The following is a 20,564-nucleotide window of genomic DNA, read 5'->3' on the forward strand; positions in this document are numbered from 1 at the left end:
TTAACACTTTAATACGATAATGAGAATATAGGTTAGGTCAAAAATACGGGTTTAATGTTGGGTATTACATTAAGTAATTAATAAGCATAAGGAATGAAAAAAGGAGGTTGTCTTCTTAAAAGACAACCTCCTTTTTTCATTCCTTATGCTTGCGATTTTATTACCAGATCACCACGCGCTCAGCTTCCGGCAGCACCATTTTGTTGCCCGGAGCACAACCCCAGGCAGCCTGGAATTCGGCCAGGTGGGGCAATGGGCCGTTTATACGGAATCTGGCCGGTGAATGCGGATCTGTCTGGATCTGGTTGCGGAGGGCTGCATCGGTGATATTACCGTGCCATACCTGTGCCCAGCCCAGGAAGAAACGTTGCTGCCAGGTAAATCCGTCGATAGGTTTAGGTTCGCCTTTACCTTCGAAAGATTTTACCAGGGCATGGTAAGCCAGGGTTAAACCACCCAGGTCGGCTACGTTTTCACCGATCGTTAAAGCACCGTTTACTTTGAAGCCTGGTAATGCTTCCAGCGTACTGAAGTAATCGATATAACGTTTGGTCAGCTTGTCGAAGTTTTGACGATCAGCCGCTGTCCACCAGTTTTTCAGGTTGCCTTCTGCATCGAACTGGGAGCCCTGGTCATCGAACCCATGGGTGAATTCGTGACCTATTACCGCGATGATACCACCATAGTTAATAGCGTCGTCAGCATTAGGATTGTAGAAAGGTGGCTGGAGGATGCCGGCCGGGAATACAACTTCGTTGTTTAAAGGATTGTAGTAAGCATTTACGGTTTGAGGTGTCATACCCCATTCGCTTTTGTCTACTGGTTTACCAATCTTCTTAATATTTTCATTGTGCTCGTACAAACTTGCTGCTACTACGTTTTCCAGCAGTTTACCTTTTTCAATATTGATAGAGGAATAGTCTTTCCATTTATCAGGATACCCGATTTTATAGGTAAAGGACGACAGTTTTTTGTGTGCCATCAATTTGGTAGAATCGCCCATCCAGGTGAGTTTGTCGATTCTTTCGCCATATACTTTGCGTACATTTTCGATCATTTCAGATACTTTCTGTTTGCTGCTTTCGGGGAAGTATTTTTTAGCGAACAGTTTACCCAGTGGCATGCCCATTTTGGCATCGGTAGAGCGGATAGCGCGTTCAGCACGGGTTTTCTGTGCTTTTTTGCCTGTCATAACCGTACCGAAGAAATGGAAATTTTCGTTGTCGAAAGTAGTGGGTAAATAACCGGCAAACTGGGTCAGCAGCTGCCATTTGCTGTATGTTTTCAGTACATCCACCGGAATAACCTTCAGCAGACTACCGGCTTTGCTCAGGTAGGCCTTGTTCTGGATAACGATGGTGTCTGCTTTAATGTCCTGTTTGGCGGCAAAATTATCCCAGTCGAAATCCGGCGCCAGTTTTTTCAGATCGGCGAAGGCGGACCTGTTATAGGTTTTCACCGGGTCGCGCAGTTCCACGTTGGTCAGCTGGATATTGGCCAGTTTGGTTTCGAATTCGAGGATCGTTTTACCTGGATTGGCTTCCGGAAAGCCTGCCAGTTTAAACATCTTGTCTACATGCGTCACAAATTCGCTGCGTACGTTTTGGGTAGCGGAATCCTGTCTTTCGTAATAGCTTTTTTCACCCAGTGTAAGTCCGCCCTGTCCCTGGTACAGTACGTTCATTTTACTATCTTTTGCATCTGCATCGGCGCCGAAGCCGGTGAAGGAGGATACGCCTATCTTTTGCAGTTCGCCGGTTACGCTGGCCCAATCGGCCAGTGTTTTAATGCCGTTAATCTTATCCAGGTAAGGTTGTAATGGTGTAATGCCGCGTTGTTCAATGGTAGCGGTGTCCAGGAAGGAGGAATAGTAATCGGCGATCTGTTGTTCTTCGGTGCCTTTTTTCAGGTCTGTTTTGCTGGTGATATCAGCAATGATTCCTTTGAGGCGAACTTCCTTGTTTTCTTTGTCGAGGATATTAAATGCTCCCCAGCGACTTTCTGTAGAAGGAATAGGATTGTTTTTCTTCCAGTTTCCATTTACGTAGTTGTCAAAATCGTCACAGGCTTTGTAGGAAGAGTCGATGTCAGCAAGGGCAAAGGCCGGCACCTTGGTGGAGTCTGCTGTTTCGGTTTTTTGCGAGGAACTGTTTGAATTGCAGGCTGCGATTGTAACCATGGCAGCCAACAACGGTAGTTTTACCGCATTGGTTTTCTTCATATATAAAACAGGTTTAGTATTTAAAGTTATGGAAAACGGGTCATGTTGCGGCAAAGGTTTTTTATGAACGGCAATCTCCGCCGTGGCGGCCGGAAGGATCATTTCCGGGAATCTCTAAATAATTAGGTAGGTTTGTGTTACGTAAAATAAGATATTGATGACTTTCAGGTTTAAATTGTACAGGGTAACGACGGCAATTGCGTTGATGATTTCCGGATTTTTCACTTTTATGGTATTGTCCAGTGTCCTCTTCCTGGGAATGAACCTGGGAGCAGTGATCTTTCTTTTATCGATAGGAGCCTGTTTTATTCATAGCGTTTTGTCTTTATATCTTCAGCGCAGCCTGTTGATACCGGAGATCCCACTGAAGGAAAGCACTCCCGGGGGGATGCGTATTATGGGTGCCATCGGACTGATATTTGCCCTGATCCTGATCTTTTGCGGATTAACGCTGGTGTTGGTAACACCGGAGCAGATGAAAGAAGCAGTATCGCAACTGCCCGAAGAGCAGCAGGCGGCCATCAGGCAAACGATGTTGAAACCAATAGGATTTGTATGCCTGTTAATGGGAGCCCTGTTTACTGTAAATATCAACCTGTCATTCCGCTTCCTGCGTCAGTGGCAGGGCAGGCAGAACGAGAACCGGCAGGATGAAGAACAGGAATAAAACAAAGGGGCTATGGAAAAGAGAGAAATTATCAACAGAGATGATATAAAGCAACTGGTAGACAGCTTCTACGATAAGGTAAACGCCGATGAGCTGATCAGTTTTATTTTCCGTGATGTGGCAAAGGTAGACTGGGCGCATCATTTGCCCATTATGTACGATTTCTGGGAAAGTTTGTTGCTGGACAGTGGCAGCTATGGCCGGAATGCTATGGAACCGCACTTCAAGCTGAATAAGCTGGTTCCCCTGCAGCCAGCGTATTTCGACCGCTGGCTACAATTATTTGAAGCCACAGTAACAGAACTTTTTACGGGAGAAAAGGCCAACCTGGCCCTCACCCGCGCCCGGTCCATCAAGGGAATCATGGCGTTTAAAATGAACCAGATCAATCATCCGGACACCGATAAAAGTATCCCGCTCGTTAACCCGGGCAATGACCAATAAAAACACAAGTGTAGTATGCAACCATTAGCGGAGCGGTTAAGACCGGTAACGTTGGATGAACTGGTGGGGCAGGAACATCTTACCGGCAAGGATAGTATTTTAAGAAAAGCGATTGCGCAGGGCATGATCCCTTCCATGATTTTGTGGGGTCCTCCCGGTGTGGGCAAAACTACTATCGCCAATATCATTGCCCATACATTACAGGTACCCTTTTACACGCTCAGTGCTATCTCTGCCGGTGTAAAGGAAGTAAGGGAAGTAATAGAAATGGCAAGAAGACAGCGGCATGCCGTATTGTTTATTGATGAAATTCACCGTTTTAATAAATCCCAGCAGGACGCACTTTTGGGGGCTGTAGAAAAAGGCATTATTACGCTCATCGGCGCTACCACGGAAAATCCTTCCTTTGAAGTAAATGCGGCGGTATTGTCACGCAGCCAGGTATATGTGTTAAAGCCATTGAGCCAGGAGCAACTCATGACATTGCTGCAACAGGCCATGGAGCGTGATGAATGGTTACGCAGTAAGCATATTGAACTCAAAGAAACGACTGCCCTTTTTAATATTTCCGGCGGAGATGCCCGCAAACTGCTTAACCTGTTTGAACTGGTAGTAACCACGCTGCAGGAAGATCCCATTGTGATCACCGATCAAAAAGTAATGGACATCGCGCAACAGCGTGTAGCCATTTACGATAAAAGCGGAGAGCAGCATTACGACATCATTTCCGCCTTTATAAAATCTATCCGGGGCAGTGATCCCAATGCGGCATTGTATTACCTGGCAAGGATGATCGATGGCGGCGAAGATCTGAAATTTATTGCGCGCAGGCTGGTGATACTGGCATCGGAAGACATCGGCAACGCTAATCCTAATGCCCAGCTGCTGGCTACCAGCTGCTTCCAGGCAGTCAACCTCATCGGTTTCCCGGAATCCAGGATCATCCTGTCGCAGTGCGTAACCTACCTGGCAGCATCCGCAAAGAGTAATGCAGCCGTTGCCGCTATCAGCGCGGCGCAGTCGGTGGTGGCGCAAACCGGCGATCTGCCGGTACCCATGCATATCAGGAACGCCCCTACGAAAATGATGAAGCAGATGGGATATGGTGAAGGCTATGCGTATGCACACAGTTACGAAAATAATTTTGTAAACCAGGAATTTTTGCCTGATGCCATTAAAGGAACCAAGTTCTACGAACCGGGGAATAACCCGCGGGAAGAGGAATTGCGGAAGTATCTCAAAAACCTCTGGAAGGAGAAGTATAATTACTAGTTTTTTTCTTGCCGGGGATTTTTTCTTGCCCAGGATTAACGGTGATTATGATGATTTTCAGGATTTTTTCTTTTTTGATTTTAAAAGATTCGGGAAGATCTAAGCGGATAAATTCGTTTAGATTTTCCCGAATCTTTTAAAATCAAATTATAATCACAAGAAAAAATCCTGAAAATCATCATAATCACCGTTAATCCTGGGCAAGAAAAAATCCCCGGCAAGAAAAACTCCGCGTCACTCCCGTTCCTTATCCAGTATTTCAAATGTTTGTTCTATTCTTTCTCCGTTCTCATCTACCAATGTGATGGTATGTTTTCCGGCTGCAGGATGCAGCGCCATCTGGTGAAACTCTGTAGTAGCGCCAACGAAATTATTATCCAGGTGCCAGAAAATTTTTGCAGCAGTGTTCCGGTGTGTAGCGGTGAAGATTGTTTGACCGGGCTTGCCATCAATTTCTACGGGCACGAATATACGTGCACCGGGTTTGGGATAAATAAGTTCCATGGGCGCTTTATCCAGCCCCAGGGAAGCCAGGCAGTCAGGTTTGTAGGGAGGCAGCTGCTGGTAATAGTTTTTACTGCGATAATAATATTCCTGTGAAGGAGGTAATACAAACCAGGCTTTATGCTGCATGAATTGAGGCGATTCGCAGCTCTCTGTTACCCGCCACTGACCGGTTCTGTCGAGATGGATTAATTGGTGATAAGGACAGATACCTGCCCGCATGCCTGCCACCGGAACGTATACGGAATCTTTTTCATCGCACAGCTCACTGGCGCGGAAGCCGCTTTTACGGCAGACCTCTATTTTCCTCAGCTGGGTATAGGGCGTATTGAACCAGCTACCGGTATGCAATAAACGAAATACATCAAACAGGATCGGTGCAGCGGTAGACACTCCTATTAAACCGGGCCGGCCTTCTCCGTCGGCATTACCTACCCAAACGCCCACTACGTACTGTGGTGTAACGCCAATGGCCCATCCATCACGGAAGCCAAAGCTGGTCCCCGTTTTCCAGGCAATACGTTGGGATGATGAAAATTGCTGCCACAGCAACTCTTCTCCCGGACGCATTACTTCTGTCATGGCCTGGAAGGCATACCAGATGGAGCCTGCATCCAGCAGACCATCTTTACTCAATCCATGTGTTGAAGGACGCTGTATATTCAGCCGGTAATTGGGTGGATGAATATCGTCCATATCATACTTCCCTTTATACTGTTCCATATGCACCAGCGTACGCGCCATGCTGGCATACATTCCGCACATTTCCCAGAGCGTGGTTTCCCCGCCGCCGAGAATAAGTGATAAGCCATAATGATCTGCCGGTTTATCGAGCGTGGTGATGCCCATTTTCTGCAGCAGGCTATGGAACCGCTCGTAGCGGTATTGTTGCAGCATACGCACCGCCGGAATATTCAGCGATCTTGCCAGCGCGCGGGAAGCGGGTACAGCCCCATCATAGCCCAGGTCAAAGTTCTGAGGGGAGTAGCCGGCAATTTGTGTAGGTACATCAGGGATCAGGGTATTGGGAAGAATGAGACCGTCGTTTAGCATCGCGGCGTACAGCACAGGTTTCAGGGTACTACCCGGACTCCTTCTGGCCTGCACAATATCCACATGACTCTCCAGTTCAGGATCGGCGGGGTTGTAGATGTTGCCCACATACGCCAGCGTATTACCGGTTTCCACATCCAGTACCAGCACCGCTGCATTGTTGATGCCATTGGCTTTATATGCGTTGTGGTATCGTTCGGCAATAGCGGTGGCATTGCGTTGGAGGTCGGCGATAACGGTTGTTTTAATCCGCGTTGGAGCGTCGGTTTTTTGTTGCAGGTATTCTTTGCGGAACAGATCCAGCAAATGCGGCGCTTCCTGCGGCAGTGGCAATGGCTGATCCGGTAAAGGTTCCAGCCTGGCCAGCTGAGAGGTAACGCTATCGATGGTGTGTTGACGATATAATTTATTCAGCAGCTGATTGCGTTTATTCAATAACGTTACCCTGTTGCGGCCCGGGTGTACGAGCGCAGGGCTGTTTGGTAAAACAGCCAGGGCAGCCATTTCTCCCCATGACAACAAATCCGCTTTACGGCCATAATAACGCCAGGCCGCTGCTTCCAGTCCCACTACGTTGCCGCCAAAAGGTGCGTTGGCTGCATATAAAGCAATGATCTTCTTTTTGGAGGCTGCAAACTCCAGCCTGGTAGCCAATATCCCTTCAATCAATTTCTGCCAGATGTTACGGGGTTGGTTGCGCGACAACCGTATTACCTGCATGGTTAGTGTGCTGCCGCCACTCACTACTTTTTTGCCACGGATATTCTGATTGATCGCCCTGCCAATCGCAATAGGATCCAGGCCCCAATGGTAATAGAACCGTTTATCTTCATACGCCACAATACATTTTTCAAACTTTTCCGGTACGTGCGCATTGAAAGGAAAACGCCACTGTCCATCTGTAGCAATGCTGGCATTCAACAAGTCACCGTTACTATCTTCCAACACATAGGAAGTAGCAGTTGTGAAGAGTTGTTTGGGTAAACAAAAATAGTAGGCAATGAGGAGAATGCCTGCAGCAGTCAGCCGCCATTTCTTCTTTATGCACCACTGTTTGAGTGTATCTAATTTCATCGCGGAGTCCGGGTAATAATTTTATGTGGCCAAAGATAGGCTTATCTTAACTCATCCAGGGCCAATGCCGCAATATCCCCCGTTATTTTTGTAGGAGAATTGCAGTCACAGTTACTCATTCCTATCACATAAATATCCTTACCGGGAATATAAACGCCCATTGTTTTAAATCCGAATATACTGCCGCCATGCTCTCTGTCGGGTACGCCTTTTATTTCCTTAATATGCCAGCCATAGCCATAGTTAAAGGTTTTACCGGTGCTTAACTGGTATTTGTCAAATGCTTTTTCTGTCTCTGCTGCATTGAGTAACAGATGTTGATTTAAGGCATTCTGCCATTTCAACATATCCCCGGTGGTAGACATCAATGAGCCGGAAGAGAAAGGAACACTAAAGCTGATCATCGTTTTATTTACATATCCGTGCTCTTTTTTATGGTATCCGTATGCCCTTTTATTAATTATTTGTTTGTCGCTGGCGTAGCAGGATTGACTCATGCCCACTTTTTCGAAAATATTTTTTTTAATAAAATCTTCATAGCGCTCTCCTGAAACCAACTCTATGATATATCCCAGTAGTACGTAACCGGAATTATTATATTCAAACTTTTCGCCGGGGGCAAAATCAACCGGTTCATTTTTAAAAAAGGCAACCATCATTTCAGGTGTCATTTCTTTCTGCGCAATGCTGGACAGTGCCGGCATTTTGGTGAAATCTTTAATACCCGACGTATGCGTCAGTAAATGATGTATCATTATTCTATCTCCGGCAGGATAATCAGGTATGAATTTGGAAACAGGATCCGTTACATTTAATTTACCTTGTTGTTCCAGCATGAGCACCGCTACCGCTGTAAATTGCTTTGTCATAGAGCCCAGCTGGAATACATTCTCAGCGGTCAGGTTCACATCTAGCTCCAGGTTAGCTTTACCAAAGGCATTTTGATAAATTGTTTTTCCGTTTTGGGCGACCATAAAAACGCCACCAGGCCCATTTTTATCATTGAATACTCTCAGGATGAGACTGTCTGCTTTGCATTCAAAGCTTTGTGCAGAAGCGATGTTTAAAGGATTGCAGGTAAGTATATATAATGCCAGCAGGGTATAGATTTTCTGTAATGGAGTCATAGTCGTTCATGAGGGTTTTAGATGCTGCATTCTTGGTACCAGGTATGCTCAAATATATGCAAATTAATCACGTGTTCATGGGTGTTTTTCTTTTTTGAAGACCGTGCTTAAAGGCGGTTGCTTAGGGGGATCAGATGATTTTAATTTCGCCGACACTGTCGGCGAAATTGAAATCACATAATATATACAATTAACCCAGCTGTTATTGGATGTGATATTCTTTAAAAGCAGCAGTATTCAAGCTCGATTTTTTCATGAAAATTCAAACGTTTGCAATTTCGCCATCACCGATGGCGAAATTTGCTTAAATTATCAATATGATTTGTGAAGGCCTGTCTATGCTATATTGCATGGTGTGACAGTTGTTAAGGAAGTATTTTTTGTGCCCTTTGCACAAGCGTCTGTATAGAGAAAAAGTGAAAGAAGATATTCTCATTTTGATCTGTTCATTATCGTTGCTCAAAATGAATGCGGAGGGTTCCAATTTTGGTTGTTCCTTTGCGCAAATTATGCGCCTGCATGATTTATATCTCAAACAATAACCCGAAAAAAATCCATATTTTATGACAAGTCAATTTACAGAAATTGTAACGCTTATTCAGCGATCGAGGAGTAATGCCCAAAGAATGGTGAATGTTGAAATGATCAACTTGTATTGGCAGGTTGGAGAGTATATTCATGGGAAATTGAAAAGTGCTGTATGGGGAAATGGGGCAATTAATGAACTTGCGGATTTTATTGGGAAGCATCATCCGGAGTTGAAGGGATTCAGTAGCCGTGGACTGTATAGGATGAAGCTTTTTTATGAAATTTATGCTCCGCTTTTGGAAGAATTTGCGACTTTTGAGAAATTACAGGTTGTTGATAATCAATTAGATGCAATTTCGCCAACACTGTTGGCGAAATTGAAAGACGTTCGTAATACATTGTTAACTCAGATTTCATGGTCCCATCATCTGATTTTGATGGAGAAGATAGAAAAGAATGAAGAACGAGTATTCTATATCCGCCTGACTATTAATGAAAACTACTCTGTAAGAGAATTGGAACGTCAGATAAAAAGTAGCTTATACGAGCGGGTTGTATTGAGAAATCAACAACTTCCCGGGGAAATAAAAAATAGAGAAAATACTAAGAATGTTTTCAAAGACAGCTATGTATTTGAATTCCTTAATCTTCCTGAACGTCATACGGAGAAAGAGCTACAAAAGTCGCTCATTGATAAGATCCAGGCCTTTATCCTGGAGATAGGGAAAGACTTTAGCTTTATTGGTAAGGAGTACAAAGTTGTCGTAGGTGGTGTTAATTTTTACATTGACCTGCTTTTCTATCATCGGGAGTTGCGTTGTCTGGTTGTTTTTGAGTTAAAAACCACGGAGTTTATACCTGAATATCTTGGTAAATTGAATTTCTATATGAACGTTCTTGATCGTAAGGAAAAAAAGCCATTTGAAAATCCAACTGTGGGAGTTTTATTGTGTAAGGAAAAGAATAATGAAATTGTGGAATATGCACTTGGTGCAAATCTTTCTCCGTCTATTATCGCCGAATATCAGACACTCCTCCCCGACAAAAAACTCCTCCAGCAAAAGCTGCATGAACTCTTTGAAAACGAATTAATCTAAATCTCCTTTCAGCCTATTTATCCCTTCTTCCTAAAAATTTTTTAGAAAATATATTTTGTACTAGTCGGTAAAATATATACTTTTATGCCAGCAAAGCATTCCATATGAAACACAGATCACCACATTCGCCCTAGGCGCTGAAAACGAGCAAACCTTCACAAATCCTTTTTTTTAATTAATAATGTACTGGTTGGTACACAATAAACGGAAAATGAAAACACTCACTACTACCGGCGTTTTATATAAAACAATCACTGTTAACAACCTTGATATATTTTACCGTGAAGCAGGGCCTGCGGATGCGCCGGTGATCTTACTTTTACATGGTTTCCCAACTACCTCCCATATGTACCGGGATCTTATTAATGACCTTGCCGGCAGGTACCATGTGATAGCGCCGGATTATCCGGGCTTCGGGCAAAGCAGTATCCCGGCGCTCACGGCATTTGACTATACATTTGACAACCTGGCCCTGGTAATGGAGCAATTTATAGACGCTCTCGGTCTTACCTCATTTACATGGTATTTGCAGGATTACGGCGGCCCCATAGGTTTCCGGATCATCAGCAAAAGACCGGAGCTGGTGAAAGCGCTGGTGATACAGAATGCCAATATATATAACGAAGGACTGGGACCGGATGTGCAGATCATCGGTGAACTGGAGCAGGCCGGTGATGAAAGGGCGCTGTTGGAGGAAATAGCAGGAAAACTTACGCTTGAAAGAATTAAAGAGGAGCACCTGTATGGAGCAGCCAATCCTGACGCTGTAAGTCCCGATAGCTATCAGCTGGCGCACGCTTACATGGCCCGCCCGGGTGTAAAAGAAATACAGATTGCCTTATTTCAGAATTATGGCACCAACTTCCCTAAATACCCGGAATGGCAGCAATACCTGCGTACACAGCAACCACCATTACTGGTGGTATGGGGTAAAAACGATAAGATATTTACCTGGCCTGGTGCGGAAGCCTATAAACGAGACGTTGAAAATGCAGAAATACATTTATTTGATGGCGCGCACTTTATGCTGGAAGAATACCACAAAGAAGTAGCCTTGTTGATACATGATTTCCTGGAAAGAATATAACCTGGAAAGAGTCTGATTTAATAAATACCGCAAAAATAGAAATCCCGCAAAAGCATTGAACCTTTGCGGGATTTTTATTTTTGCAGCACTTACTAAAAGCTAAAAGCTAACAGCTAACAGCTAACAGCTAACAGCTATCTCACTACTTCCACCCATTTGCCTGGCTGGAAAGCATGTATGGTATTATCGTACATCGCTTCGCAGGAAGTGGCCGGTAAATAGTAGCGGCCCAGGTAAGCGGCATTCAGTAATACGTTATAGGTGCGCTTCTTGTTTTCCTCAATATTGAAATAGGTATAAACCCTGTCATCACGGATATCCATATACGTAGCCGGGGAAGAATGGAAGGCACTGTCGTTATCCATCAACCGGGTATTGAGCACTTCCCAGCCTGAGGGGAAGATCTGCGATAGCGCCATTTGTTCGTAGTAGCCACGTTTGCCGGGGTTGGCGATAGTAACTGTTGCCATAAAGTCGCTGCCCTGTTTAAGGGTAGCCGGATCAATGGGTTTACCATCGCGGGTGCTGTAGCTTACCTGCATACTTAATACATCCGGGTTGTTGCTGGCTACCGGTTCCTGGCCGGCGTCCGGTTGCCCCTGGAGAATAAGCCGTACATACAGCAGGTTGTTTCCGTTGTTCTGGATACTGATATTGCCCGTTGTGCCGGTAAAGGTGACTGGTATCTGTGTTACGAAAGATTGCCCGTTTACAGTGCCTTTAACGCCGTTTAAGGTATAAGCAAAGCTTATCTTGCTGCCGCCTTTATTGTTACCACAGTACTTGGCTATTGCAATCAGCGAATAGGCGGTCGTTTGTGTGCTGTACCACTGGTCATTTTGCGACAATTGAGCGGCGATCTGTTTTACCATTTCACCGGCGCGGTTCCGCTGGCCCAGGATAGTTAATGTTTCCAGGATCATGGCTTTGTCGCGCAGATCTGAACCGAAGGTACCACCCAGCTGGGTGTATGGTTTTACGTCGGTACTCAGGCTCTGCACCAGTGAATTGGCTACTTCGGGTTGCCCGGATAGTTTATAGGCCGCTGCCAGGCGCCATTTGGCAGGGGCCGACAGGTACTTGAATTCTTTCAACCGGTTCATAGCGCCCAGTTCAGGTGATTTGGCCAGTGCCAGGAGGTACAGGCGATATGCCTGTGTAAGGTCTCCTCCATAGAAGTTGAGCGTGCTTGGAGCCCAGGTACCGGCTTTGTTACGCTGGTATTTCTTCCATTGGTCCAGCAAGCCCGCAGGCAGGGTGTAGCCTTGTGCCTGGGCTTCTACCAGGAAGTGTCCACCGTAGTTGGTACCCCACTCGTCGGAGTTGCCTTCTCCAGGCCAGTAGCTAAAGCCACCATCGGAACCCTGGAAGCTCTTCAGCCGGTTGATGCCGGCTTTTACGTTGCGGTCTACTTCTGCCAGCTGACCTTCTTTCAGGTCCATCAGCTGGTTCAGCACCAATTGCGGGAATACGCCGGAAGTGGTTTGTTCAATACAACCATGCGGATATTCTATCAGGAAGCGCAAACGCTTCGCCAGGTTAAGTGATGGAATGGTAGACACTTCCAGGATGCCAGAGTTGGTACCCGCCATACCTACCGGGCTGTAAGCAGATTGCCAGCTCTTATTGCCTTCCAGTGTATTTTCAATGATGTTGGTAATAACCGGGTTAGGGTTACGCACATTCAGTTCCACATTTTCTTCCGCTCTTTCTGCACCACTGCTGGCAACCACTTTGATTTTAGCGACGCCTGTCTGTGGTCTTACTTTTACGTCGAAGTAAACGATTTGTTCTCCGGGTTGGGAGAAGGTAACGGTTTTGGTTTGCTCACCAACTATTTCCAGCAGCGGGCTGGTACTGAGGGTAACGCTGGCGCTGCGGATATTGGGTTCCAGACCAAACACGGTTACAGGCACCTGGATGGTTTCAGAAGGACCCAGTACGCGTGGCGCAGTGGTGAGCAGCATCAACGGTTTCTTCACTGCTACTGCTTTTTCTGCGAAACCATAAGCTCCATCCTGGCCGGCTACCACCATGGCTTTTATAGAGCCGATGTAAGGAGGTAGTTTGAACTTATGCGTTTGTTTCTGCCCGGATTTCAGGTAGAAAGGCCCCATGTATTTTACTACTGGTTTAAAGCGGTTGGCTTTGGCGGCGCCGGCATTTTTATTCAGGCCTTCATCACCACCAATGCTCAGGATACGATCCATATCGGCTCCCCAGGCGCCTATTACATAGTCGAACAGGTCCCAGGTTTTTACACCGAGGGCTTCCCTGGCATAAAACACGCTGTGCGGATCGGGTGTTTTAAAGCGGGTAAGATCCAGCAGGCCTTCGTCTACAATGGCGATGGTATAGGTCATTGGCTTACCGTTGCTTTCACTCACCGAGATGCTGGCCTCTGTTTCGGGTTTCAGCTTATCGGCCATCGTGATCACCGGTTTGAGGATAGTTCCCGGGTCTTCCACTGAAATCGGAATGGTACCATACATACGGATAGGCAGATCGTTGAGCGTTTGCGCATGTGGCTGCAGCAAACTAACGTTCACGTATATATTAGGCGCCATGTTTTTTTCTGCCTTGAATTTAAAAGTTGTTTGTCCCTGTTTGGTGGAAATCCAATAGGTCTTTAATATTTTGCTGCCGGATTCAATACTTACCAGCCCGCGTCCGCCGGCGCTGCTGGGGATCGTCAGGTTAATATCATCGCCGGTTTTATACTGTTGTTTGTCAGATGTAAACACGAGCATGGATGCTTCTGCGGGATTATCTTTCTGCATTCTTTCTGCCCAGCCCGGCCAGTCGATATACACGGATTTACCCGCGGTATGTCCGCTTTGCAGGTCTTTTACCCTTACGAGGTACCTTCCCCAGTCGGGAGAATTGATCTGCAGGTTGTATTTGCCTTTACCATTTTGCAGCGTCACTGTTTCTTTGGTCAGCAGCTGGTTATAGCTATCCTGGGTAAAGTTGGAGTAGTCATCTGACTCTCCTTCATCCCACCACCATCTCCACTTGATTTTGTATACTTCTACCTGTACATCGCGGCTGCCGGGTGTGAGATTGCCGTTGCCGTCCACATCTACCAGTTCAATGGTATGTGGTCTGTCGGTCAGTAGCATCCCTGTGGTGCGGTCGCCTGCCGGCATGCGCAAACCTGCGTAGGAGGTGAATGGATTGTAAGGCATGGAGAAGTGATCGATGCTGAAATCACCTCCGGGCTCAAATACTTTTACTTCGAAATTTGCTTTCAGTTGTCCCGGCGCAACTTTACCCAGTTGAAGGTCTGCATTTACCGGTGCGCTGCCGTTATCGTTCAGCGGTCCTTCAAAGATCGTTTTGTTTTCCGCTTCAAAGCGGGTTACAGGATCATCAAAGGAATAGTCGCTGAAGTTTTTGAAACTGGTACTGCTTTGTACGAGCGATACATCCACCTTGGCTTTGAGATGTTGCGCGGTGGCGCCGAACAGCCACATCGCGGAAAGGTTACCGCTGGCACTGCCTTTCGACAAGGAGATATTATTGCCGAAATCCATCTTTATTTTAAGCCTGTTAGGCTTAACGGTTTCTATGCGGACATTTTTCTGGAAGGTGGCGCCGCCTACTTTTACTTTTGCTACCCAGCTGCCGGTAGGATCATCCGGCGCGGTGGCGGTGGCAAAGCTATAGAAGCCGTTAAGCCCTTCATGTTGATTAATACGTTTGTACAGCTGTCCTTTCGGGTTGTATAACTCCAGGGTAACCGGGTGATCGGCCGGGAGTTTCTGTCCTTTGTCTTCCAGTATAAAGGTGAGATAAACAGAATCGCCGGGGCGCCATACGCCACGTTCGCCATACAGGAAGCCTTTGATCCCGTTTTGTACTTCTTCTCCTTTCACATCAAAGCGGCTCAGCGGCAGCGAGCTGCCGTCGTCCAGTTTAAGATAGCCTCTTTCATTTCCTTTTTTGGCAATGAGCAGGTAAGGCTTACGTTTCAGATCGAAGGTAGCTACGCCTTCTCCATCACTTTTTGTTTTGTAGATGACCTGGTTCTGGTAGTCGAGCAGTTCCAGTTCCACGCCTATCATAGGTTTGGTATCACGTATATCCGTTACCGCTACCATCATGCTGTTGTCGTTTCCTCTTTTGGCGATGAGACCGATATTGGAAGAAATAACATTGCGGGAAGCCCATTTATCTTTGCTGTAGTAGGAGTTGGAGCAGGCGTCGTTGCGGCGGTCCCAGTTATAACCATATGGGTAATAGCTATCGTAGCGCTGCCAGAATGAATCGTCGTCATCAATTTTTTCTCCGCCATAATATTCTTCTTCGCCTTCTTCATCCGACGATGATGCGTTGGCGCCGTCTTTCGTGGTATCTGCGGAGCAGGCGGTCATAGCATATGCTTTACGGAAACCAATGGTAATGCGGTATATAGCGCCTGGTTCTGTGCGCAGCATTTTATCGAGGTCGAGGAAGAAGCGATTTTTCTTATGGAGGTTCACCGATTTATCGGCATCAAGACGAATCGTTTTTTCTACCACGGGCTTGCCTACACGCCGTAGTTCCTGGCTGCCATCGAGGTCGTTGCGCTGCAGGTATTGCGGTACGTTGTTTTCATAGATTTTGATGATGGTAACATCTACCGCATTAAGATTTACGGCTTCGAATGGCATCACCAGTTTATTGCTTTCCGGGAGGATTACGCCTTTGCCGGGAATGCTGACAGAAGGCAGGGTATTTTCAAAGTTTACATTGGCGCTGAATGTTTTGCCTAAGCGTTTATCTGTGATGTTGATAACGCCTTCATTGATGATTACGTTATAATTCCCTTCCAGCCTGGTGGGGGTATATACGCTTACTTCGCTGCCATCTACCGTGTAGCGGAGGTCGCTTTGCCCGCTGATGCCGATCAGGCCTTCGAGGGTTTGCGCCATGCTGATAGGGTCGGAGAATTGTACCAGCAGGTGTTGTTCCGGATCAGAAAGGGCTTTAATATTCAGTACCTTAAAATCACCGACGGTGGGTACCTCGATGGTGTTTTTGCCGGCATTGTCCACTTTAAGGGCGGAGCCATTCCAGCTCAGTTCCAGGTTACGGGCAATATTGGAGCGGGTAATGTTGGCGATGGTAAACCGGGAGGTACGCTCTGTGGCATTGTGCTGCCAGGTGATGGGCAGGCCTTTGCCGGCGTATTGTGCGGTCAGTATTTTTTCGATGGACTGGGGATCTTCCACATCAGCGGTGTAAACAGCGCCGGTGAGGGTCATCCTGTCGAGGGTATTATTGGTGCTGGCTTTGAGGCCAAAGTTATCTATCGAAAAAGAAGGCTTGATGATCTTGAATTCAAAATCGAAGGAGCCAAGTTCTTTAGGAACATCCAATATTTTCCCCAACTTAAAGGTAGCCTCATAGGTTTTGCCGGGTTGCAGATTTTCATCCGGTCTGAACTCGATGGTGGTGGCGTCTATCCAGTACGATTTACCTTTGATGGAAGGTGAAAATTCAAACACTTCCTTCTCCAGGGGTTCATTCTGGGTATGTGTTACGTTTGTTTGCCCGGTAAGGTGAACACGAACAGCACTTTGTTTGGAGATAATCCCGGCGGTATAGGCCTCAATATATTTGGCGAATTCCGGGTTCATTTCTTTTCGGGTGGTGCGACAACCATTGATCACAAACAGGGCGGCCACGAAAAGGAATAATGCTGCTACAGCAGTAAGCCGTTTTGTTGGGTGCATCAGGAACGGAGATTAGGGTGATTAACTATTAGGTGCGAATGTCGGGAATTTTATTGAATTGGTTTTTTTCTTGCCCAGGATTAACAGTGATTATGATGATTTTCTGGATTTTTTTCTTTTTTGATTTTAAAAGATTCGGGAAGATCTAAAGCTGATAAATTCGCTTAGATCTTCCCGAATCTTTTAAAATCAAAATATAATCACAAAGAAAATCCTGAAAATCATCATAATCACTGTTAATCCTGGGCAAGAAAAACTTCTTACACCATTTCCCCTTTATTTAAACGAATGAATTTATCTACGCAGTCGGGGAGTTCTTCTTCATAGTGGGTAACATAAATAAGCGTAACCGGCATGTGGGCGCACAGCTGTTCTATCACTTTTTTAAAGTGTAGTTTTTGCTGCGCATCGAGGCCCTGGCAGGGCTCATCAAAGATCAGCAATGGTGGGTTTTTCACCAGGGCGCGGGCCAGCAGGGTGAGGCGCTGGGCGCTTTCCGGTACCTGTTTGAATGGTGTTGTTTCATGTGTTGTGATATTGAGTACCGTCATCCAGTCGCGCGCTATCTGCAGCTGTTGCTGCGTAGCTGGTTTGGTACTGCCTATCACATCAGAAAACCCCGAACATACCACCTGCAGGCAATTATCGCGGGAGGTGAAGTACTGGTGCAGCTCCGGTGATACAAACCCGATTTTTTTCTTGATATCCCAGATACTTTCGCCGCTTCCGCGTTTACGGTCAAACAGCCATAATTTGTTGGCATATGCCTGGGGGTTATCGCCGTTTACAAGACTAAGCAGGGTAGATTTGCCGGCGCCATTAGGCCCCAGTAACGCCCATTTATCGTTTGGTTTTACTGTCCAGTTGATGCCGTTGAGGATGGTGTTTTCGCCATATTTAATATGGATATCCTCCATTCGTACCATCGTTTCAAACCGGTTATGGTCGATATTTTGCACCAGTGCAGCGATCCTGTCTGTCTCCATTTCCGGCAGCGCAATTTCTGACGGAGCGGGTAAAGGCATACTGCTGAATTCATTGCGTGTATACTTACCCGTTATAGCGCCATTTTCCAGGGTAAGCACATGTGTAATATGTTCGGGAATTTCGTTGGGAGCTGTTGCCAGTAATACGGTAGCACCGTTGCTGATAATTTCATTGATCATATGGCTGAAGTCCCTGCGGGCCTGCACATCCAGCCCGATATAGGGATTGTCGAGTATCAACAGCTGTGGTTGTTGCAATAATGCGCGGGCAATCATGACCCGGCGGGTTTCGCCATTGGATAATTTAATAAGGCGCTTTTCCATCAATGGCGTAATACGCAGTGGTTGCAGAAGTGCAGGTACTTCCGTTATTTCCAGGTATTCCATCACGGTGGGTGAATTATCGGCATCCATGCTGTTAAAGCGCTGCTGGTAATAAAAATCCGTTGTGGTATTGGAGAGGTTGCGGAAGGTATGATGATGCCCTACCATTGCAATCAGGTTACGGTAGTTGAACCAGGGATCGGTAATGGTATGTGTCCGGCACCAGTCATCATAGAAATGATAGTGAATACTTCCGTTAATGATATTAAACTTACCAAGTATGCTATTCAGCAGGGCTGTTTTCCCGGAGCCGCTGGGGCCTGTGATGGCCCATTGTTCTCCTTTGTTGATCTCCCAGCTAAGGGTATTGAATAGTGTTTTGTCAAGATACCTTACGGTGATATGTTCCATGGAGAGGAACGGCGTTTGCTTATCTGTCATGATTTGGACGATTGGGCTAAATATTCATCTGTCGGGTATAAAATTAGCAGTATTATTGGAAGCTTCCAGTAAATTTATAGCAAATTAAGGGTATGAACTGGAAGATAAAATCCTTTGAGGAGCTTACTACGGCAGAACTCTATGCCATATTACATTTGAGGAGCGAGGTATTTGTGATAGAGCAAAATTGTGCCTACCAGGACCTGGACTATTCAGACCAAAAGGCGTTGCACTTAATGGGAACTGATGATAGCGGGGTATTATTGGCTTATACCCGCATTTTTGGGCCGGGTATTAAGTACACAGAAGCATCTATCGGAAGAGTGGTAACCTCGCCGCTGGTACGCGGAAAGGGGGCCGGCAGGGAATTGATGGAGCGTTCTATCGCTGAGTTACAGCAACATTACGGTAAAATACCTATCAAAATAGGCGCCCAGCAATATCTGCAAAAATTCTATGGAACATTGGGTTTTGAACAAACCAGTGAGATGTACCTGGAAGATGGGATTCCTCATATAGAGATGTTGCGGCTTTAAGTAGTTTTTTCTTGCCCAGGATTAAACTGATTTTGATGATTTTGATGATTTTTTCTTTTTTGATTTAAAAAGATTCGGGAAGATCTAAGCGAATTTATCCGCTTAGATCTTCTCGAATCTTTTTAAATCAAATTATAATCACAGAAAAAAATCCTGAAAATCATCAAAATCAGTTTAATCCTGGGCAAGACAATTATCGCTTCGGAATCTTTTTCTTCTTCGTCTCGAGGCTCGGTGCATGTTCCTTTAACCGGTAAAAAGGAATGGTATAAGAAATCGTATACTGCACATCAAACACTGATTTTTTGGATCCGCTGCCAAAACCGGGGATAACCAATGGGGTGATCTCATCGGTTTTTACATTGTTGATCAATATGCGTTCCCGTATGTTCCATCCCATGAAAAAGTTTTTGAGCACTTCTGCTTTCAACCCTACCACCAGTTCCACCCAATGGGCGTTGACATTGGTTTTGGGTACTGAGCCTGTGAGATGATCCCCCCAATAAGTATTTTTGATATTATAAGAAGGCACTTCATAGCTCAAATGGGAAAATCCGTAACGGATGCCACCATAAAACATATTTTTTTCAGAAGGGTATTGTCTTTTCAGGAAGTTATAATCTACGCCCAGTGTTACAAATACGCCACTGCCTTTATAGGTGTAGTTGGTGTCGCTGTAGGGGGTGCTGGTAAATCCGCCTTCAAAAGCTGCATACAGGTTGCTGTTGATACGGGCATCTGCCACTACTGTTACTTCTTTTCTATATGGATAATAGATAGCGGAAACAATGCGGCTTAGATCCACTCCAACCCTTATGCCGCCGGGAATGTACCAGGAGCTGTCTTTATGAGGCACCATCAGTTTCCTGGCGGTATCTGCCACCATTTTATGGGTGGTATCCGCCTTGATGGCTTTGTGCAGGGTATCTGTTTTTACGGCTGCCGGCTTGTTCTGAGCTACAGCAGCAACGGAGAACAGGATACTACCTAACACGGAAATATAACAGAAGATGCGTGTCATTGCTGCTGATTACGGACTTATTATTAATCTGAAGATAACTGATGGTATGGGTGGTAGCGATAATGGTATCCAGGTTGAAGTAGGTACCAAATCCGCATCCCGGCGATATAAAATGCTTTACCCGGGAATACCGGAAGGTGATAGTATCGGCTGCTGCTGCCGAATCTACCTTCAGGTAAAACCTGCTGCTGTCTGCTACGGGCGACAACTGGAAATAGAGGTCACTCAATGCCTGTTTTTTATAAATGGTATCCCGGCCAAGTGCATATGCCGTTACCCTGGGCATGGTAGTGTCTCTCAGTACGCCGAGGCTATCGCGCTTAAAGTGCGTATGCAGATCATTGCGTAAGGTTTGATCACATACTTTTGTTTCATTTTCGCAGGCAATGATCCCGGCGAAAATGAAACAGGTGAGTAATATCTGGTAAATGCTTTTCATTGATTGTTTACAAGTTGGCAAGA

At 45.9% G+C, this 20,564-nt stretch carries 13 protein-coding genes; 6 read left to right on the forward strand and 7 right to left on the reverse strand.

The window, feature by feature from the left end; genetic code table 11:
* Positions 1-160: 160 nt before the first annotated feature.
* Positions 161-2,221, reverse strand: coding sequence for a M13 family metallopeptidase (locus tag KE626_RS03620; protein ID WP_211971503.1), 2,061 nt, complete (start codon positions 2,219-2,221; stop codon positions 161-163).
* Between the two features lie 157 nt (positions 2,222-2,378).
* On the opposite strand from KE626_RS03620, the gene KE626_RS03625 reads away from it, so the two are divergent.
* From KE626_RS03625 to KE626_RS03635, 3 genes are read left to right on the forward strand one after another with little or no spacing between them, the layout of a single operon-like run.
* The gene (locus tag KE626_RS03625) at positions 2,379-2,888 is read left to right on the forward strand and encodes a hypothetical protein (RefSeq protein WP_211971504.1); all 510 of its coding nucleotides are present in this window, start codon (positions 2,379-2,381) and stop codon (positions 2,886-2,888) included.
* Positions 2,889-2,900: 12 nt separating this feature from the next.
* The gene (locus tag KE626_RS03630) at positions 2,901-3,332 is read left to right on the forward strand and encodes a group III truncated hemoglobin (protein ID WP_211971505.1); all 432 of its coding nucleotides are present in this window, start codon (positions 2,901-2,903) and stop codon (positions 3,330-3,332) included.
* 15 nt (positions 3,333-3,347) lie between these two features.
* Entirely contained in the window at positions 3,348-4,604 is a 1,257-nt protein-coding gene (locus tag KE626_RS03635; RefSeq protein ID WP_211971506.1) for a replication-associated recombination protein A, read from the forward strand.
* 234 nt (positions 4,605-4,838) lie between these two features.
* On the opposite strand, the gene pbpC is transcribed toward KE626_RS03635, so the two are convergent.
* Together pbpC and KE626_RS03645 are read right to left on the reverse strand one after the other, a co-directional pair.
* Entirely contained in the window at positions 4,839-7,235 is a 2,397-nt protein-coding gene (pbpC, locus tag KE626_RS03640) for a penicillin-binding protein 1C (RefSeq protein ID WP_211971507.1), read from the reverse strand.
* A 41-nt stretch (positions 7,236-7,276) separates the two neighbouring features.
* Positions 7,277-8,362 carry a serine hydrolase domain-containing protein gene (locus tag KE626_RS03645; RefSeq protein WP_211971508.1) on the reverse strand — a complete coding sequence of 362 codons (1,086 nt, stop codon included), beginning with the start codon at positions 8,360-8,362 and terminating at the stop codon, positions 7,277-7,279.
* A 563-nt stretch (positions 8,363-8,925) separates the two neighbouring features.
* On the opposite strand from KE626_RS03645, the gene KE626_RS03650 reads away from it, so the two are divergent.
* Both KE626_RS03650 and KE626_RS03655 read left to right on the forward strand, forming a co-directional pair.
* On the forward strand, positions 8,926-9,987 hold the full coding sequence (locus KE626_RS03650; protein ID WP_211971509.1) for a PDDEXK nuclease domain-containing protein: 1,062 nt from the start codon (positions 8,926-8,928) through the stop codon (positions 9,985-9,987).
* 211 nt (positions 9,988-10,198) lie between these two features.
* Complete coding sequence (locus KE626_RS03655; protein ID WP_211971510.1) at positions 10,199-11,074, forward strand: alpha/beta fold hydrolase; 876 nt, start codon at positions 10,199-10,201, stop codon at positions 11,072-11,074.
* Between the two features lie 134 nt (positions 11,075-11,208).
* On the opposite strand, the gene KE626_RS03660 is transcribed toward KE626_RS03655, so the two are convergent.
* Positions 11,209-16,794: an alpha-2-macroglobulin family protein gene (locus KE626_RS03660; RefSeq protein ID WP_211971511.1), complete on the reverse strand. Its 5,586-nt coding sequence runs from the start codon at positions 16,792-16,794 to the stop codon at positions 11,209-11,211.
* A 260-nt stretch (positions 16,795-17,054) separates the two neighbouring features.
* Positions 17,055-18,545 carry an ATP-binding cassette domain-containing protein gene (locus KE626_RS03665; protein WP_211971512.1) on the reverse strand — a complete coding sequence of 497 codons (1,491 nt, stop codon included), beginning with the start codon at positions 18,543-18,545 and terminating at the stop codon, positions 17,055-17,057.
* A gap of 92 nt (positions 18,546-18,637) precedes the next feature.
* Here KE626_RS03665 and KE626_RS03670 point away from each other — a divergent pair, with 92 nt between their 5' ends.
* Positions 18,638-19,081 (forward strand): GNAT family N-acetyltransferase, encoded by a 444-nt coding sequence (locus tag KE626_RS03670; RefSeq protein WP_211971513.1) that lies wholly within the window; start codon positions 18,638-18,640, stop codon positions 19,079-19,081.
* A gap of 193 nt (positions 19,082-19,274) precedes the next feature.
* Here the strand turns inward: KE626_RS03670 and KE626_RS03675 are convergent, their stop codons facing one another.
* Entirely contained in the window at positions 19,275-20,102 is an 828-nt protein-coding gene (locus tag KE626_RS03675) for a DUF6048 family protein (protein ID WP_211971514.1), read from the reverse strand.
* Positions 20,065-20,541, reverse strand: a complete 477-nt coding sequence (locus tag KE626_RS03680; protein ID WP_211971515.1) for a DUF6452 family protein — start codon at positions 20,539-20,541, stop codon at positions 20,065-20,067. The genes KE626_RS03675 and KE626_RS03680 overlap by 38 nt, the downstream gene beginning before the upstream one ends.
* Positions 20,542-20,564: the final 23 nt, after the last annotated feature.

Source organism: Chitinophaga hostae (assembly GCF_018224885.1).
Lineage (GTDB): Bacteria > Bacteroidota > Bacteroidia > Chitinophagales > Chitinophagaceae > Chitinophaga > Chitinophaga hostae.

Coding starts and splice junctions, on each gene's coding strand:
- KE626_RS03620 (WP_211971503.1), bottom strand. CDS start 2,221: ATGAAGAAAACCAATGCGGTAAAACTACCGTTGTTGGCTGCCATGGTT.
- KE626_RS03625 (WP_211971504.1), top strand. CDS start 2,379: ATGACTTTCAGGTTTAAATTGTACAGGGTAACGACGGCAATTGCGTTG.
- KE626_RS03630 (WP_211971505.1), top strand. CDS start 2,901: ATGGAAAAGAGAGAAATTATCAACAGAGATGATATAAAGCAACTGGTA.
- KE626_RS03635 (WP_211971506.1), top strand. CDS start 3,348: ATGCAACCATTAGCGGAGCGGTTAAGACCGGTAACGTTGGATGAACTG.
- pbpC (WP_211971507.1), bottom strand. CDS start 7,235: ATGAAATTAGATACACTCAAACAGTGGTGCATAAAGAAGAAATGGCGG.
- KE626_RS03645 (WP_211971508.1), bottom strand. CDS start 8,362: ATGACTCCATTACAGAAAATCTATACCCTGCTGGCATTATATATACTT.
- KE626_RS03650 (WP_211971509.1), top strand. CDS start 8,926: ATGACAAGTCAATTTACAGAAATTGTAACGCTTATTCAGCGATCGAGG.
- KE626_RS03655 (WP_211971510.1), top strand. CDS start 10,199: ATGAAAACACTCACTACTACCGGCGTTTTATATAAAACAATCACTGTT.
- KE626_RS03660 (WP_211971511.1), bottom strand. CDS start 16,794: ATGCACCCAACAAAACGGCTTACTGCTGTAGCAGCATTATTCCTTTTC.
- KE626_RS03665 (WP_211971512.1), bottom strand. CDS start 18,545: ATGACAGATAAGCAAACGCCGTTCCTCTCCATGGAACATATCACCGTA.
- KE626_RS03670 (WP_211971513.1), top strand. CDS start 18,638: ATGAACTGGAAGATAAAATCCTTTGAGGAGCTTACTACGGCAGAACTC.
- KE626_RS03675 (WP_211971514.1), bottom strand. CDS start 20,102: ATGACACGCATCTTCTGTTATATTTCCGTGTTAGGTAGTATCCTGTTC.
- KE626_RS03680 (WP_211971515.1), bottom strand. CDS start 20,541: ATGAAAAGCATTTACCAGATATTACTCACCTGTTTCATTTTCGCCGGG.